Below are 17,265 nucleotides of genomic sequence, written 5' to 3' on the forward strand. Positions count from 1 at the left end.
GTTGATTTAATAATTAATAATATCCTAAAACTTTCATCCAAAGACCTCCTACAGCCATATAGATAATTAAAAGTACAATACCGATTTCAAGACCACGAAGCCACCATACTTTCAGGTCTACATATCCACTACCGAAAAATACCGGCGCCGGACCGTGACCATAATGGGTAAGTACTCCGTAAATAGATCCCATGAATCCTAGCATCATTGCTAGTAACATAGGAGGAATTCCCAAAGAAACACCTACACCCAGTAACGCAGCATACATAGCAGCAACGTGAGCTGTAGCACTTGCGAAAATGTAGTGACTAAAGAAGTAAACGACAATGATAACAGGGAAAGCTACCTGCCAGCTCAAACCTCCGATCTGTACTTTGATAAGATCACTGAACCAGCCAATGAAGCCCAGTTCATTCAAAGAACTCGCCATCATCACTAATACAGCGAACCAAACGATGGTATCCCATGCTCCTTTTTCGCCTTTTACATCTTCCCAGGTTAATACGGAAGTTAGCAGCAATAATGTTAATCCGATAAATGCAGTTGTAGTTGCATCAATAGAAAGTGCTCCACCAAAAATCCAAAGCCCTAAAAGAATGAAGAAAGCCAATAGCATCAGCCATTCGTTTTTAGAAATAGGTCCCATTTCTTTTAGTTTTTGAGCCGCCATTTTGGGAGCATCACCTGTTTTTTTCAATTCAGGCGGGTATAATTTGTATAACACCAATGGAACGATAAAGAATGCTACCATTCCCGGTACAAAACCTGCCGCTGCCCAAGACATCCATGTGATATCAATTCCGAGGTTTGCCGCAAACTTCTGACACATTGGATTACTCGCAGTTCCCGTAAGGAACATAGAAGAAGCGATGAGATTCATGTAATAACTGTTCAGTGTTAAAAATGATCCTAATTTTCTGTGGGTTTCAGGTTTTTCAGGAACAGAATCAAAGCTTATCGCCATAGATTTCATAATCGGGTAAATAATTCCTCCGCCTCTTGCCGTATTACTTGGAATAGCCGGAGCAAGACAAACATCGGCAAGCCCTAATCCGTAGGCAAGTCCTAATGAACTTTTACCGAAAACCCTGATGAATAAAAAGGCAATACGGTTTCCAAGTCCTGTTTTAATAAATCCTCTGGCAATAAAGAATGAAATCCCGATCAGCCAGATCACTTTATCTCCAAACCCGGAAAGAGCTTTGGTAATTGATTTTCCTGCGTCTCCGGGAGCTACAACCTGTGTAAGAGCTGTAAATCCTATCGCCATCATACACATGGTTCCCATAGGAGCCGCTTTTAAAATAATCCCTAAAATGGTTGCTGCAAAAATGGCAAAAAGATGCCACGCATCCTGAGTAACCCCCTCGGGTACAGGAATGAACCAGATGATTAACGCAACGACGAATGTGATCGCAACGTTTTTAATATTAATTTCTTTCATGATATTCTATTTAATCCTTAAAATCTACTTTGTACCTGTACAATAAAAAGGTTGTTATTGTATTGATTTGTATCCTCCACCTGATGTTTATATCGGTCAAACTGTACACCCAGCTGAATTCTTGCGCCATAGTTTTTCAGGAATTCTAGCCCTACCATTGGAGTAACGGTTTGTCTTGGATTTGATGCCATTCTGAAATTGGTGTCAAGGTATTCATATCGGCAGGACAGCTCAAAGGCGCTGAGGTTTTTATGATTGATCTCGTATCTTAAATTCGGAAGGAAATAAGCACCACGAATCAGATATTGATCAGGATTATCAGGTCTTGCTTCAGGAGCAATAGAATTGTAAAGAATATGATTGGTAGCCTGTTTAGCTTCAAGCTGCATATCCAGACTCCATCTCGGGTCAAACTGAATCATAGAGCTCAGGTCAATTCCCACGGCATATACTTTTTTGCTGAAAACTTCTCCGATACCTCCATTTAAACCAATATTGAAGTTGTATTTTTTAGATAATCCGAAAAGTAATCGGGTAGAATACTGCTTGCCATTATCATTATCGTTGATCTGATTTTTTCCGTTACCGTTTACTACGGAAACTGCATATTGTAAAGGAATTTCACCTAATTTTACCTGTCCTGTTGCAGAAAGCCCAATCTGGAAACTTGTCCATCCCAGTTTTCCAAACTCAGAATACTGATTAGACCAGTCTAATGACTTGATAATATCAATAGGGTAAGTCTCCTCAATTCCGAACCAAGGTCTGAACTGCCCTACGGTAAAAGCTAATTTTGGACTGAAAGTATATTTCAGATAGGCATTTTCAAGCACTCTGCTTTTAGGGTCATTTTTAAAATCTGCGAAATTGGCTAAAGCAACCACCTCTGTACGCTTGCTGATCTGAGCACGTACCTGAACCCTCATATATTTAAGCATGAAATTATTGCTCGTTCCCGAACCGTCAGAATGATGAAGTCCGTTTACGTCAACATCCTTGCTCATCCCTACCAGATAACGAGCCTGAAAAAGTCCCTTAATCTGAAGTTGTGGATATTTTACATTATCTTCTTCCGGTTGTGGTTTGGTCTGTAAAGAATCCTGTATCTGTGCGTTTGCTGAGAACCAGCCCATAAGGATGCACAGGATCAGGCTTCTCTTTTTTAGTGAAAAAAAGGCCATATCTAATTTTTTAATTTTTGCTTTTTGAAATTTTGTGCAAGCATAAAAGTTCCATCTCTATCCTTTAAAAAGCTGAGGAAATACACAGAACGTGTATAAAATGAAAAATACTTTTAATTGCTTGCCCCCTCCGTTAAATCCTGATTTATACTTTCTCCAAGGGAAGGAAATGATCACATATCTAATCCTGAATTCAGGTTTTACCAACCTTAAGTAGAGCGATTTTTAATCTGATTACTTAAGATTTCTCTTTGTTTTTTAAGATTCTAAGCCTAAAAACTTGAAAGATGGAGCTTCTTTGAAATCAATATTTGATTTACCGTGGTAAGTCTGGTAGTTGCTTAGGTCCAGCTTCATCACTTTACCTTTTGGGCTTAGATCAAAATCTTTAAGATCTACCCAGAATGTATTCGGAGTGAAAACGGTTTCAAAATAATATACAAGATTCTTCTGATCCGAGACAGAACGCCATCTTGTAGAAGAGATATTAGGCTCAGACGGAGAGGTGATTCCGTAAGGTACCGAACAGTTTCTGATCACACTGAATACACTGGCTACAGCAGTACGGGTATCAGCAGTCTTCGGAATTGCATTAATATAATATGAAGCTCTTACAAAGCGGTCTGCCGCACGATTGGTCCCCGGAAGCATTACCGTTCCCGGGATACCTTTCCAGTAATTGTTAAGAGCAAGCTGCTCCTCAAAAATGGGAGAATTAGTCATTACTGTATAAGAAGGATCGTGGTGGATTACCAACTTTCCGTTGATATATTCTAAGACCGCATTATCTCCAGATGCATCAGAAAGAGAAAGATGGATTGTGGTAAATCTTTCTGTTCCAGGGATGTTATCACTTACTACTACAAAAGGTTCCTTTCTTGAAAAATCAACAGCTTCCTTTACTGTAAAAAAATTATCAAGATAATATTGTGCCCACAAAGAAATGGCAAGTCCCTTTTTACTTCCTTTCGGATCGAATTTCGGATATTGAGATTCTCCCAGCCAAAGCATATTGGCTACAAGTCCTTTTTCGTTCATTCCGTCTGCAGAAGCAATGTCCCATGTAGAACTAATGATACTTCCGTATTTAGAGGTCCATTTTACAGATTTCGGTCCGGTTTGTCCTGTTCGGTCTATTCCTTTCGGAAACACCCAAAGATTTGCCGGGATTTCATCACGCCAGTCCATAGAACGCGCTGTAAGAACAGTGTTTTCCGGACCTTTGTAGACTACCCTTGTACAGGCTTCTGACGGATTCCATAATCCTATAGAGAGGACCAAAGAAAATAAAATTAATGGGAACTTTTTCATAATAGTATTATTTGATTTTAAATATTATATTGAAATTATTGTGAATATTTCAATGAATTTTTCATCATATTCATTATTTGGTGATATAAATTTAGCTAAAATTGTTTAAATAACACAACAATCTTAGTTAATAATCCTTAATTCATGTTATGAATCATGCCTAATAGGGTAAATAGGTGAAAATTGTATTTTTTTTCGTATATTTTAGAGATAACCTATTAAAACTGGAGGAAAATAAAGAATGTTTTAACGTGATTTTTATCTGTCTGTTTGAGAGTAACATCCTCTGCAATTCCTTGATGTTGACTAAATTTAATACCACAATATAAGAGACAGTTAAAAAAAAGCGGTATATTTGATTGATAGACAATTATATGAATTTTGTAGAGTGCCATGAAGAACCGATCCATATTCCAGGCTATATACAAAGTTTTGGTTACCTGATTGGCATTGACTCAGTGTCACATTCCATTACTTTTTTCAGTAGGAATATTATGGATCTGTTTAAAATCGAAAACTTTGATGAGTTGTTCGATAAAAGGCTTACTGATTTTCCGGAAAGCTTTCCGGATATTATTAAGTCAGATATTTATACCTCTCTGGAGAAATTTACCAGAAGGGAAAATGAAGCCTATTTTGATAAAATCTTTATTGGCAAAAAAGAATATCATTTTTCCGTTTTCAGAAGCGAAGGATATATTTTTCTTGAATTTGAAGAAGTATTGATAAATCCGGATAAAAGAATTTCTAATAAATATGACAATTTTTATGTTATTGAAACAGAGCAGGAACTTTGGAATCATTTATTAGAAGCCCTTTCAAAAGTGGTGAATTATGACCGGATAATGGTTTATAAATTCATGATGGACGGGTCGGGGAAAGTGATTGCTGAAAAGAAAAATGAAGGGATGGAAAGTTTCTTCGGACTTCATTACCCGGAATCTGATATTCCAAAGCAGGCACGTGAGCTCTATCTTAAAAAAAGAAAGAGAATATTCAGTAATGTACATCATGAAACCGTTCCGATTATCAGTAAAACGGGGAAAGATATTGATCTCAGCTTTACTGCTTCGAGGGGAATGTCTCCTGTTCACAGACAATATCTGATCAATTCCGGGATTTCTTCAAGTTTCAGTGTTTCCATTATTATAGATAATCATCTTTGGGGATTGGTGACGTGCCAGAACGTAGAACCAAAGCATGTAGACCTTGAAGATCGTGTTCAGGCAGGGATTTTCACTGCACTTGCCGCTAATGCATACTCTTCTTTTAAATCAAAAAATGAACTGAATTATCGTCTCGAACTGAATGATAAATTATCTCAGTTGAAAACGAATTTTTTAAAGCATAATAATCTGTTTGATTCCCTGATCGAAAGTAAAACTGAAATTAGGAATTTTCCGGAAGCAGAAGGACTTGCTGTTGTGTATGATGAAAATATAGTGACGGATGGAGCTGTGCCTGCCAGTGATGTGATCAGCAGAATTGTAGATTGGGGGCTGAAGAATACCACGGACCGTATTTATGTTAACCGTAGTTTCCTTAAAAATCATGGGGAAGAACTGAATCTGCCTGAAAGCGCAGCCGGTATTATTATTTACTTTATTGAAAGAGAAAAAAATGAAATGCTGATCTGGTTCCGTAAAGAATTTGATGAGCACATAGACTGGGCTGGAAACCCTGAAAAAAAGATTGGTATTTTTACCCAAAACGGTGAAGATAAGAAGATGGTTTCGCCAAGAACATCTTTCAGGATTTTTACAGAAAATATTAAAGGACATTCCAAAAGATGGAATTCAAGAAATGTGAGTGCCGTACAGGCGATCCGCGATTTGATTCTGGAAACTTCCCATAAGAATTATAATGCTATCAAAAGGCTTAATGACGAGCTAAAAAAGGTGAATGAAGAACTGGATAGTTTTTCTTACACCATTTCCCATGACCTGGGAACTCCTTTGACGGTAATGAAGCTTAATGCTCAAATGCTTTTGGGAAATCTGACTGATAATTCTGAAAAGAGCAAAACAAAGATCAAAACCATTATTGAAGAGATCGATAATATGGCTGAAATGATGCATGATGTATTGCAGCTCAGCCGTGCCAAGCATAGCGAAATACAGTTGGAAAGTCTGAAAACGGGTACTACCATTCATAAAATCTCTGAAAATGCAAAAATCACTTATGGAAGCCCTAAAAGTGAAATCGTCATAAAAGAATGTCCCGATGTGCTGGCGGATAAAACATTGCTCCACCAGGTATTTTTAAATATTATCAATAATGCTGTCAAATATTCTTCGCATAAAGATCAGCCAAAGGTGGAGATTGAAGGCAGTGAAGACGGGCAGACTATTATTTACCGCATTTCAGATAATGGAATCGGAATTCCTCATGAAGAAAAGCATAAGATGTTTAAAATCTTCAACAGGATGGATAATGCAAAGAAATTCAAAGGGAATGGAGTAGGGTTGTCTATCGTACACAGGATCATGAAGAGAATAGGCGGAGACGTAGATTATGAGAGCAATAAGGACGGAACTTCCTTCATTTTAACGTTCAAAAAACCTTACATTTGAGAAACTTTAAAATATAATTATGGTATCAGAATATCTTAAACAAAATACAGCAGACTATCACGATGCAGCGGAGAAACTTTTTAATTCTGAAAAGATTTTTAATAAAACCTTCACTTTAGAAGATTATAAAAAGATCATCCATACCAACTATCTTATGCTTCTTCACAGCGAAGATAAAATATTCAGCAGTCTTTCGGACAAGTATGCAGAGAAACTTCAGCTTGATAACAGAAAGAAACTTCCTCTTATTGAAAAGGATCTTAAAAGTCTTTCTCTGGAAAACAGAAAAGCATCTCATGACCTTGAGTTTGTGAATGAGCATGAAGCTTTGGGAGCAATGTATGTGATCGAAGGGTCTACATTGGGTGGAAATGTGATTGCCAAGCAACTTTCCAAGACAGAAGGCTTTGATGAGGTGACTTTCAACTTTTTTGGATGTTATCAAGAAAATACAGGACCAATGTGGAAGAATTTTAAAGAGGTTCTGGATACAGAAGTGGCTGAAGAAAACTACCATGAAGTACTGTCAGGAGCAAAAAAACTATACACGTTTTTACTGAATGTCAACTAATTCCTTTTAATTCTAATAAAATTTCTGAAAAATTGCGCATTTTTTCAGGATTTATTAAATTTGGGGAGTTTCAAATTTAAACTTAACTAAAAAAATAAATAATTTAAAAAGTAACAATATGAAAGTAACTGTAGTAGGTGCAGGCGCTGTAGGAGCAAGCTGTGCAGAATACATCGCAATGAAGAACTTCTGTTCAGAAGTAGTTTTGGTAGACATTAAAGAAGGGTTTGCTGAAGGTAAAGCAATGGATTTGATGCAAACGGCATCTCTAAACGGATTTGATACAAAAATTACCGGAACAACAGGAGATTACAGCAAAACTGCAGGTTCTCATGTAGCAGTAATCACTTCAGGGATTCCTAGAAAACCTGGAATGACGAGAGAAGAATTGATCGGTATCAACGCAGGTATCGTAAAAGAAGTTACTGAAAACTTAGTAAAACATTCTCCGGAAGTAATCATCATTGTGGTTTCTAACCCTATGGATACTATGGCTTATTTGGTACACAAAACTTCAGGTCTTCCTAAGCACAAGATCATCGGAATGGGTGGTGCATTAGATTCTGCAAGATTCAAGTACAGATTAGCTGAGGCATTAGAATCTCCAATTTCTGATGTTGACGGTATGGTAATCGCTGCTCACAGTGATACTGGTATGCTTCCATTATTGAGCAAAGCTACAAGAAACGGTGTTCCTGTAACTGAATTCCTTGATGATGAGCAACAAAAATATGTAATTGAAGAAACTAAAGTAGGTGGTGCTACCCTTACTAAATTATTAGGAACTTCTGCTTGGTATGCGCCAGGTGCAGCTGTTTCTGTAATGGTTCAGGCAATTGCTTGTGATCAAAAGAAAATGATCCCTTGTTCATTAATGCTTGAAGGTGAATACGGACAAAACGATATCTGCTTAGGAGTTCCTGCGATCATTGGGGCAAACGGAGTAGAGAAAATCGTAAACGTAACACTTACTGCTGAAGAGCAATTGAAATTCGCTGAAGCTGCTAATGCAGTAAGAGAAGTGAATGGAGATCTTAAATTCTAATTCATTAGACTTTATATAATGAGAACCGCGCCCGAAGGGCGCGGTTTTTTGCTATTATCAACGACGTAAAAATGTTTTTGTTATTTTTTGTAATAATCTCCTCTTTCAAAAGGGACTCCCATTCTTCCAGTTTCCTGCATTTTAATAAAAATCATAATACAAACTCCACTCTCCGGTTTCCTTGTTCTTTGCAAACATAAAACTTCCACTGTCTATTACATTCAATTGAGCTTTACCATCTGAAGAAACCTGGAAAACAAATTCGAAGCCTTCACCAAAGCCATCCTTAAAACCAATACCAGGCTGGCAGAATGATGGATAACCACCTAATTTAGTACTGTAACAGTGCTTAATGATATTATAATAACTGTTGAAAAGCCCTTCTCTTTCAAGTTTCACAATATCAGAGATTAAATGGTAGTCTATATCCTCAATTCCGCCACCATCCCATACAGGGGCATCTTTAGGATATAATTCTGAGCGTAGTGGAAATGGTTTTAAATAGGAAACCGGACTTTGTAAATCCTTGATGACTATATCTTCCAAATCATCATATTCCCGAATGACCCAATGATCACCCATTTTTTCAAGCATTTCCGGAAAATCCTGAGAGATAAATACGGTAATTAATTTTTTATTTTTTATCAGTTCCGGCACAAAAGGTTGGTTGGGAAGGTAAAACTGAATAAGAGGCATCATAGGATCTCCGTTTTTATCCAAAGGAATTTCTTCATGTTCCGCATAAGCAAATACACGTCCGATCCATGATTCTTCGATAGTATGTAAAGGTCTGAATCCTCCGGTGAAAAATTCGGTTGCTGGTCGTTCAATTTTATCTTTGATTGCTTGAATTCTGCTATCCATAGTTGTATAATTGGTGATTAATCTTCTTCTTCTTCTTCAAATTCTGACATCATCAGGTTGATATAACCTTTGATTTCAGTTTTTTCCTTTGCTGTCCATGCATCAAGCTCAAGCGTTAAATCCCGGGCTTCTAAAAGGGAGATCCGTTGGCTATATTGAGTAAAAACAACACATCCGGGAAAGGATATCCCTTGATCTTTTAGTTCTTTTATTTTGTCACTAAGCTCCTGTCTGTTCTGAGCGGTAAAAGCAAGTGCAGCTTCTTTAATTTCATTAATATTCATGACGATTTTAAATGTTTCAAAGATAATACGATTCAAAAGGCATTAAAAATCTCTCGAATAGTAAACCTTGTCATTTTGTAAGTATATCCAGATCAAAAATGATTATGAAAGTTCTTCCATTTTTTCAAATAGCCCTGGGTAATTAACAACCATCCCGTTTTCATCAACTAAAATATCAGCTTTAAAATCGGAAAGAAGGTTTTCATAACGGTATTGATCCTCGGAAATTCTGGTATATAATTGAGGTGCTGGCTTGATGATATTATTTAAAACATCAATATAGATTACCTTAATTTCCTGTGAACCGCCTTTAGGAATGTGTAAATGATTTATGGGTAATGTATTGGTAAAAGGGGTAAGAGAAATATCAATGAAAATAAAATCCTTAAAACCCGGATCGATGGCATTATTGATCTCCCAATTGTTTTGCAACTTCTTTCCTATCAATCTATTTTTGACAGTATTGACTTCAGATTCAATATTGAATTCCTGAATTGTCCAGTTTTTATCAATAGTAAGATTGTAACTTACATTATAAATCTGTTTTTTGTAGGAACCAATGATTCTTGATTCTACGATGTAATTTTCATTGTTTTCTTTCAGTTTAAAATATTCAAGAGACTGGTAAGCGATTCCTTTCCAGATTAGTGTTTTCATTTTTTTTGATTTTTGTGTGATGTTAATAGAGTGATTAAGAAGAATAGATTTACCCAGATAATCTTCGCTTTCTGATCCTGCTTAAAGTTTCCCTTGCTACACCCAAAAATGAAGCAAGTTGAGTAAGTGATATACGTTGCACCATTTCAGGATACTTCTTTTCTATATATTCCAGTCTTTCCTGCGCTGAGTATAGTTTGAAAAGATTGGAAAACTCTTCCTGCCTGGAAGCAAACTGACGAATGCAGTGACGCCCCAAAGCCTCTATTTCCGGACATTCTGCCGCCACTTTAAACAACTTTTCTTTATCAAAAATAATAACGTGTAATTTTTCACATGCTGCGATATTAAATTCCGAAGGCAAACCATTTCCAAAGCTGTTGATATTAGTGGCTATTTCGTTTTCAAAGAAAAATCCTGTATTTTTTGTTACACCGTCTATTTCATAATAACTTTTACAAAATCCCTGATCAATATAGAATAATGAATTGCATACCTCGCCTTCCTGTAACATCAGCTCGTTCTTCTTATATACTTTTTCTGAAAGTGCAGTTTGGAGTAAGTTCCAGCTTTCATCAGAAAAAGGAGTGAGGGAATAGATGTATTTCAGGAGTTTATTCATGAAAGAATTTATACTTTCTTACTTTTTGGGATTTTAACAAGCAGAACAATAGCCCATGCCTGAAGAACAAACTGGAGAATATTCATAATTCCTAAAACAGGATTGATAATCAGGTTAGCCACCAGTGCAGGAATGCCGGCAAGTCCTAATATGAAAAGAATAATGAATAAATACTTTGCCACTTCGTTACCTTTTCCGACCATATACCCGACACCAAAAACAGCAGCAAGAACAGCAGCAGATATAAAGATCGCCAGTTCTGAATCTAATTGTTCATACGTCCATATCAAACAGCCGATTCCTACAGCCCCTGATAAGTAAATAAGATTGGCAGCCTTTGTATAGTTGGGGTGAAGTATTGTTGCTTCGTTTTCTTCAGTTTTGGAAATGACAGAGTTAATACGTTCTTTTTCCTGCTCTGTAAATACTTTTCCTCTTGATTGTAAAATTTCATAAGCATATTGAATAGCTTCAGGAACGAATTTACTATCAGGTTTTATGTATTGTTCAAGCTCATGATCCGACAATTTTTCAAGAACATTTTTTCTAGTATCCATCTGTTATAAGTCTTTTTTTGCTAAAATAGTGAAATTGCATTGAATTTTTAAGGCTGCATTATAAAAATATAAAAAACAAAAGAGCGGTAAAAACCGCTCCTCACATTATCTAACAATCTAACTTTAATTAACACATCCGCACCCTGTTTCTCCTTCCTGGCAGAAGCGTATTGGCTCATGGCAAGGAGTACCTCCGCCTCCGGGACCTCCACCGCCAGGGTTACCACCACCACCAGTTGATCTATAGCAAGTATCACCGCTGCAATAGTAAGATCCAAAAGTAGGAGGGCAATAACCATCTAAACAAACTGCATAGGCAGTATCACCACCACTGATTAATACCAATTGACTTCTTTTTAATTTCTTTAAATTTTTCATAGTAATTGATGTTTTTAATTTGTTGATTACTAATGTATAAAAATTTTAAGACACTAACAAGTGTTTTAATATAATTGAAAAATTATTCTATATCTAAAGTCATAAACAGGGCAATTTCCTCAGAATTATTATATAATCTCGTATTTATACCTGTAATATTGAAACCCATTCTTCTGTAAAATTGAATGGCGGGGTAGTTGGTATTCTGAGTTTCTAATTCAATCACCCTGCAGCTAAGTTTTCTTGCTTCTTTGATGATATTTTTAATCAGCATGATCCCGATTCCCTGCCTGCGGTATTTTTCATTGACAAGGAGATTTTCTATATAAAAGCTGTTGTTCCATGTTCTGTGCTCACCAATGATCCATCCCTGAAGCTCATCATTATCAAAAGCACCGAAAGAATGATCTTGCTCGATGATCGTATTGAGTTCTATAATATCGTCGGAATCAGTTTCCCAGTTTTTGGTATAGGAAAGAGATTTTTCTTTAATAATAAACTCAAAAGTTCCACCAAACTCGATTGAGGAAACAGTATAGATTGTATCTGTTGAGTAACCATTCTGTCCCCAATATATACTTGGATTGGTTGTCAGTTTCTGTAATTTTTTAATTTCCACGGAGTAGGTATTTTATTGAATTTCTGTGCAAATTTCCACTAAATAATTATCAAGGTCTTTGATGTAAGCTGTTTTTTGACCCCAAGGTTTTACAGCAATGTCTTCATACAATACGGCACCGTTGCATATTGATTTTTTAACCAGTGCTTCCACATTGTCAGTAACGAAACCTAATTCTAATCCGAAAGGTTTTACCTCTGTTTTTGAATGTAAGAATCCTTTTTTTACATTAGAACCAGCAAGATCGATAGATGCAAAAGAAAGAGTAGTTTCTCCTGTCAGTAATTCTCCATAATCTTTTTCCGGAGTGATGAATTTGATATCAGCATTGAAAGTGTCTTTGTAAAAATTCATGGATGTTTCTACACTTTCTACATATAAAATGACATATTTGAACTTAATCATAGCATTGTTTAAAGATGAGTATTGAATTAGGTTTGTGTTTATTCTGGGTTCAAAATATATTCTTCATCCACCATCATTTCAACATGAGGACCAGTTTGGGGATAATATTTTAAACCTTCAAAATGCCCGAAATGAAGCGAATATTTCTGAGCCAGGTGTCTTACTTTGTTTCCAAAAGTATTGATATTAACAGTTTGAATAGCATTTTTTGTCTGTCTGCCATTTGTAAAAAAGAGCATCAGATTACAATGATTGTTGAACTCGCAATCATTATAATAAAACACATTGATATTTTCTTCTTTGCAGATGGGAATCAGAGCTTTGATAAAATGTTCTTTATCTGTTAAAGGCAAATTACAGTCAATTCTTATGGAAAAGTTTTCAGCATTATTTTTTTTAAAATCTGAACCTACCAGCTGAATAAAGCGATCTTCAATGTTTCCGAAATGGTCTCTTTCTATGGGAAAGGTTTGGGATCTTTCTGATGTAAAGGGAAGGTTTGAATCCATTGATGCAGCATTTTCCTGGATCAACAGTTCTTCTATTTCTAGAGCAAACTGAAAATAAAAATCAAAAAGCAGATGTCCGCCAATACTGATGATGATTTCGTTTCCGCTGATATTAAGATGTAAAAAAGCTTTTTTAAACTGATCTTTAAGGATTTCGAGTTTTTTAATAAAATCATTGGGATTATTCACGTAAACTCTTGCCACAAGTTCTGCCGCATTATCAGCATGACCTCCATATCCTTCAAAAAACTTAAAAAATCTGAAATTGTATAGGTTTTCAGGAAATTTAAAGTACCAATATACTCCTAGAATCATGTTGAATTGGGTTGATTAATTGCATAAAGATCAAATTTAAAGAAAATTTCATACTCTAAAACTTTCAAAACCCCTAAATTTGTGATGAATAAAAAATTTACGTGGATGTTTAGGAAAATTTCAATTGCGGCAGTTACTTTCATGTCCGTAGTTACGATCAATGCACAGAAGGTCAAAAATTCTCAATTGGAGAGACCCAAATTAGTAGTAGGTCTTGTCGTAGACCAGATGCGTTGGGATTACTTATACCGTTTTTATAATAAATATGGAAATGACGGTTTCAAAAGACTTTTGAATACAGGATATTCTTTAAATAATGTACATATTCCTTATGTGCCTACAATTACAGCTTTAGGACATACTTGTATCTATACAGGATCTGTACCTGCAATTCACGGGATTGCCGGAAACGACTGGACGGATAAGGAAACAGGTAAAGGTGTATATTGTACTGCAGACGAAAGTGTACAGCCGGTAGGAACAACGAATACGAAAACGGGAAGCCATTCTCCAAAAAATCTTTGGTCTACAACAGTAACTGATGAATTGAGATTAGCAACAAACTTCCAGGGTAAAGTAATCGGGGTTTCTTTGAAAGATAGAGCTTCTATTCTTCCGGCAGGTCATACACCTAATGGTGCTTTTTGGTTTGACGACAGTACCGGAAATTTTATTACAAGTACATGGTACATGAATGATCTTCCTCAGTGGGTGAAGTCATTCAACTCTCAGAATTTACCAGAAAAATTGGTGGCAAACGGATGGAATACTTTACTACCGATCAACCAATACACGGAAAGTGCTCCGGACAATTCACCTTGGGAAGGACTATTAGGAAGCGCAAAAACACCTACATTCCCTTACAATGATCTTGCTAAGGATTATCAGACTAAAAAAGATAATATCCGTTATACACCTTTTGGAAATACTTTGACATTAAAGTTAGCGGAAGCTTCTGTAGAAGGTGAAAAATTGGGTGGTGATAATATTACAGACTTTTTAGCAATCAATCTGGCTTCTACGGATTATGCAGGACATAAATTCGGACCGAATTCTATTGAAGTAGAAGATGTGTATATCAGATTAGATCAGGATTTAGCACAATTCTTCAATTACCTGGATTCAAAAGTTGGAAAAGGAGAGTATACTGTTTTCCTTTCTGCTGACCATGGTGGCGCACATTCTGTAGGATTCCTGAAAGAACATAAAATCCCGACAGGTTTCTTTGGTGAAGGTGCAGAAAAAAATCTTAACCAAAAGCTTAAAGATAAATTCGGAGCAGATAAGCTAATCAATGCGATTGACAATTATCAGATCTACTTTGACAGAAAAGTATTGGCAGACAGCAAACTTGAACTGGATGATGTAAGAAACTTTACTGTAAAAGAATTAGAAAAAGATCCTACTGTTTTATATGCAGTTTCTGTAGACAGGGTTCAGGAAGCCAGCATTCCGGAGCCGATCAAGCAGAGAATTATTAATGGGATCAACAGACAGAGAAGTGGAGATATTCAGCTGATTTCGCATGACTCAATGCTTCCTCCATATTCTAAAACAGGTACTACACACAGTGTATGGAATTCTTATGACTCGCACATTCCATTGATCTTTATGGGATGGGGTGTAAAGCAGGGAGAAAGTAACAAGGCTTATCACATGACTGATATTGCCCCTACTGTTTCTTCACTGTTAAAAATTCAGTTCCCAAGCGGAAATGTTGGAAATCCAATCACAGAAGTTATGGGTAAATAATTTATACAATTATTATCAATATAGAGCTGCTTTCAGGATTGGAAGCAGCTTTTTATTTTAGAATATATGAAAAGGAAAAGGGTAGAGCATAAGTTCCTTTTTTGGCTAATACGTTTAAAAAACTATCTTTGCAAAAATTTTGGTTTCCAGTATATTGGAATGAAAAGGGAATTGGGTGAAATGCCCAGACTGTCCCCGCAACTGTAAATCGCAATAAAAATTTCTGTAAAAAGCCACTGTGTAAAAACGGGAAGGCGCAGAAAGCGAAAGTCAGGAGACCTGCCAGAATGATAATCAATAAAACATATTGCTTTCGGAGGAAAAGTAAAAAGATATGAATATAAAAAGATCTGTAGTACTGTTTTTGTCGTCTTATGGCTGTTTTCTTTTCGGTCAGGAGAAATCAATTGATACCATTTATATTTTCGACAGCCAGATGAATAAGGCGAAGCAATTTCATCCTATTAAAATCATCACTCCTTCAGAAATACAAAAAAACTCCAGTAACCTTTCTGAACTGTTGAGGTTTCAATCTGATGTTTATATTAAAGAAAATGGTCGTGGTGCAGTTTCTTCACCTTCTTTCAGAGGAACTACAGCTCAGCAGACTGCTTTTGTCTGGAATGGTATTAATATCAATTCTAACTTTTTAGGTCAGGGTGACGTCAATAATATTGCTTTATTCGGATATGACCAGATCGGAGTAAAGGCTGGCGGAGGAAGTGTTACGTATGGCTCGGGAGCTATCGGGGGGAGTATTCACCTGAATAACACTCTTGAATTTAATAAAGGTTTTCATGGTTCTCTGTTTTCAGAGGCAGCATCTTTTGGTACTTACAATAACTTTGTTAAAGGTTCTTACAGTAATGAGAAATTCAGCTTTAAGGCTTCTTTAAACTATGCTGTAAGCGCAAATGATTATGAAGTTCCGGAATATATAACGGGTATTACACCATTCAAGAATATTAATGGAAGGTATTATAATACAACCTTTAATGTGGGAACAGCTTATAAAATTGCCCATGATCAGACCATTTCCTGGCAAAGTCAGGTGTTTGACGCTTCACAGCATTATCCTATTTACGAGTCCAATGGTAACAGAACGAAATATAAAGCTCAGACTTTACGAAGTGTAATTTCATGGGATGTTAATAAAGAAAATCTGTCCAATAGTCTGAAAGCTGCTTATACCGAAGATAATTTCCAGTATTTCTCGGCGCTTAATTTACCTAAATCGAGTGGTGCAGAAGGAAAGAACTATATTTTTAAAAACGATTTTAATTATTTCATTACTCCAAAGATTAATTTTAATGCTATCGGAGAATTCCAGGTGAATAAAGCACAAGGCTATGAAACCGGAATAGGAACGATCAGACGTAATGTAGGTTCTTTAGCGGGAATGATAAGATATTTTGTAAATAAAGATTTACGTTTTGAAGCAGGAATCAAGAAGGATTTTGTAGAAGGTATCTCTTCTCCGCTTTTGTATTCCTTTTCAGGAAGATGGAGTCCTTTACAATGGTATCAGGTGAGTGCCAGCTTTTCGAGAAACTTCAGATTTCCATCTTTTAATGATTTGTACTGGCAACCCGGCGGGAACCTGGATTTAAAATCTGAGACCTCTTCCAATGTGGATATGAATCATGAGTTTAGGTTTGGAGATTTTAAGATTAATCTGAGCCCTTATTATATGGAGATCAAAGATCTTATCAGATGGCTTCCTACTCCTTATGGATATTGGGCACCCGTCAATACAAATAATGCAGAATTTTATGGGCTGGAGTCTCAGGTAACCTGGAATAAAAATTTCGGAAGACATGGGCTGAAAATCAATGCAGGATATACGTATTCAAAATCTATTAATAAGGATACCCGGATGCAGATGACTTATGTTCCTTTACACAAAGCTATGGGGGCAATAGATTATAGATTTGATTTCCTGAAAATTTATGCTCAGGCGCTTATCAATGGGCTTACCTACACAACAACGAATGAAGATAGAGCAACGGCTATAGATTCTTACGTTCTTTTGAATGCAGGAGTTTCTGCCGATATTTTGAAAAAATATACATTAGGCTTTAAAGTGAATAATCTTACGAATACTGTTTATCAGACTGTAATTGATTATCCTATGCCAAAGAGAAATTTTAGTATTTGTGCAACAATTAATTTTTAAAT

17 protein-coding genes and 1 riboswitch are annotated in these 17,265 nt (G+C 36.2%); of the genes, 5 read left to right on the top strand and 12 right to left on the bottom strand.

Going from position 1 to position 17,265, the window contains the following annotated elements; genetic code table 11:
* Positions 1-13 precede the first annotated feature (13 nt).
* From AC5YGG_RS10660 to AC5YGG_RS10670, 3 genes are all read right to left on the bottom strand, one after another.
* Positions 14-1,444, bottom strand: coding sequence for an anion permease (locus tag AC5YGG_RS10660; protein WP_496144481.1), 1,431 nt, complete (start codon positions 1,442-1,444; stop codon positions 14-16).
* Between the two features lie 17 nt (positions 1,445-1,461).
* Positions 1,462-2,625 (bottom strand): porin, encoded by a 1,164-nt coding sequence (locus AC5YGG_RS10665; protein ID WP_496144482.1) that lies wholly within the window; start codon positions 2,623-2,625, stop codon positions 1,462-1,464.
* Between the two features lie 258 nt (positions 2,626-2,883).
* Positions 2,884-3,936: a linear amide C-N hydrolase gene (locus tag AC5YGG_RS10670; protein WP_496144483.1), complete on the bottom strand. Its 1,053-nt coding sequence runs from the start codon at positions 3,934-3,936 to the stop codon at positions 2,884-2,886.
* Positions 3,937-4,310: 374 nt separating this feature from the next.
* On the opposite strand from AC5YGG_RS10670, the gene AC5YGG_RS10675 reads away from it, so the two are divergent.
* The 3 genes from AC5YGG_RS10675 to AC5YGG_RS10685 all read left to right on the top strand — a co-directional run bounded on the left by AC5YGG_RS10675 (position 4,311) and on the right by AC5YGG_RS10685 (position 8,125).
* Entirely contained in the window at positions 4,311-6,509 is a 2,199-nt protein-coding gene (locus AC5YGG_RS10675; protein WP_496144484.1) for an ATP-binding protein, read from the top strand.
* Between the two features lie 19 nt (positions 6,510-6,528).
* The gene (locus tag AC5YGG_RS10680; protein ID WP_496144485.1) at positions 6,529-7,080 is read left to right on the top strand and encodes a biliverdin-producing heme oxygenase; all 552 of its coding nucleotides are present in this window, start codon (positions 6,529-6,531) and stop codon (positions 7,078-7,080) included.
* Positions 7,081-7,198: 118 nt separating this feature from the next.
* On the top strand, positions 7,199-8,125 hold the full coding sequence (locus AC5YGG_RS10685; RefSeq protein WP_065396130.1) for a malate dehydrogenase: 927 nt from the start codon (positions 7,199-7,201) through the stop codon (positions 8,123-8,125).
* Positions 8,126-8,266: 141 nt separating this feature from the next.
* Here the strand turns inward: AC5YGG_RS10685 and AC5YGG_RS10690 are convergent, their stop codons facing one another.
* The 9 genes from AC5YGG_RS10690 to AC5YGG_RS10730 form a co-directional block, all read right to left on the bottom strand.
* The gene (locus AC5YGG_RS10690) at positions 8,267-8,989 is read right to left on the bottom strand and encodes a YwqG family protein (protein ID WP_496144486.1); all 723 of its coding nucleotides are present in this window, start codon (positions 8,987-8,989) and stop codon (positions 8,267-8,269) included.
* A 17-nt stretch (positions 8,990-9,006) separates the two neighbouring features.
* On the bottom strand, positions 9,007-9,273 hold the full coding sequence (locus tag AC5YGG_RS10695; RefSeq protein WP_496144487.1) for a hypothetical protein: 267 nt from the start codon (positions 9,271-9,273) through the stop codon (positions 9,007-9,009).
* A gap of 102 nt (positions 9,274-9,375) precedes the next feature.
* Positions 9,376-9,930 (bottom strand): putative glycolipid-binding domain-containing protein, encoded by a 555-nt coding sequence (locus tag AC5YGG_RS10700; RefSeq protein WP_496144488.1) that lies wholly within the window; start codon positions 9,928-9,930, stop codon positions 9,376-9,378.
* A gap of 49 nt (positions 9,931-9,979) precedes the next feature.
* Positions 9,980-10,552: a Crp/Fnr family transcriptional regulator gene (locus AC5YGG_RS10705; RefSeq protein ID WP_496144489.1), complete on the bottom strand. Its 573-nt coding sequence runs from the start codon at positions 10,550-10,552 to the stop codon at positions 9,980-9,982.
* 8 nt (positions 10,553-10,560) lie between these two features.
* Positions 10,561-11,109, bottom strand: coding sequence for a hypothetical protein (locus AC5YGG_RS10710; RefSeq protein WP_496144490.1), 549 nt, complete (start codon positions 11,107-11,109; stop codon positions 10,561-10,563).
* A gap of 123 nt (positions 11,110-11,232) precedes the next feature.
* Positions 11,233-11,487 (bottom strand): hypothetical protein, encoded by a 255-nt coding sequence (locus AC5YGG_RS10715; protein ID WP_083190152.1) that lies wholly within the window; start codon positions 11,485-11,487, stop codon positions 11,233-11,235.
* 82 nt (positions 11,488-11,569) lie between these two features.
* Positions 11,570-12,106, bottom strand: a complete 537-nt coding sequence (locus AC5YGG_RS10720; RefSeq protein ID WP_496144491.1) for a GNAT family N-acetyltransferase — start codon at positions 12,104-12,106, stop codon at positions 11,570-11,572.
* 12 nt (positions 12,107-12,118) lie between these two features.
* Positions 12,119-12,511 (bottom strand): VOC family protein, encoded by a 393-nt coding sequence (locus AC5YGG_RS10725; protein ID WP_496144492.1) that lies wholly within the window; start codon positions 12,509-12,511, stop codon positions 12,119-12,121.
* Between the two features lie 38 nt (positions 12,512-12,549).
* Positions 12,550-13,335 carry a hypothetical protein gene (locus AC5YGG_RS10730; RefSeq protein WP_496144493.1) on the bottom strand — a complete coding sequence of 262 codons (786 nt, stop codon included), beginning with the start codon at positions 13,333-13,335 and terminating at the stop codon, positions 12,550-12,552.
* A gap of 105 nt (positions 13,336-13,440) precedes the next feature.
* Here AC5YGG_RS10730 and pafA point away from each other — a divergent pair, with 105 nt between their 5' ends.
* Complete coding sequence (pafA, locus tag AC5YGG_RS10735) at positions 13,441-15,087, top strand: alkaline phosphatase PafA (RefSeq protein WP_496144494.1); 1,647 nt, start codon at positions 13,441-13,443, stop codon at positions 15,085-15,087.
* A gap of 123 nt (positions 15,088-15,210) precedes the next feature.
* A riboswitch (cobalamin riboswitch) is annotated at positions 15,211-15,388 on the top strand.
* 33 nt (positions 15,389-15,421) lie between these two features.
* Positions 15,422-17,263 carry a TonB-dependent receptor plug domain-containing protein gene (locus tag AC5YGG_RS10740; RefSeq protein WP_496144495.1) on the top strand — a complete coding sequence of 614 codons (1,842 nt, stop codon included), beginning with the start codon at positions 15,422-15,424 and terminating at the stop codon, positions 17,261-17,263.
* Positions 17,264-17,265: the final 2 nt, after the last annotated feature.

It is taken from the genome of Chryseobacterium sp. CS2K3, from assembly GCF_059515185.1.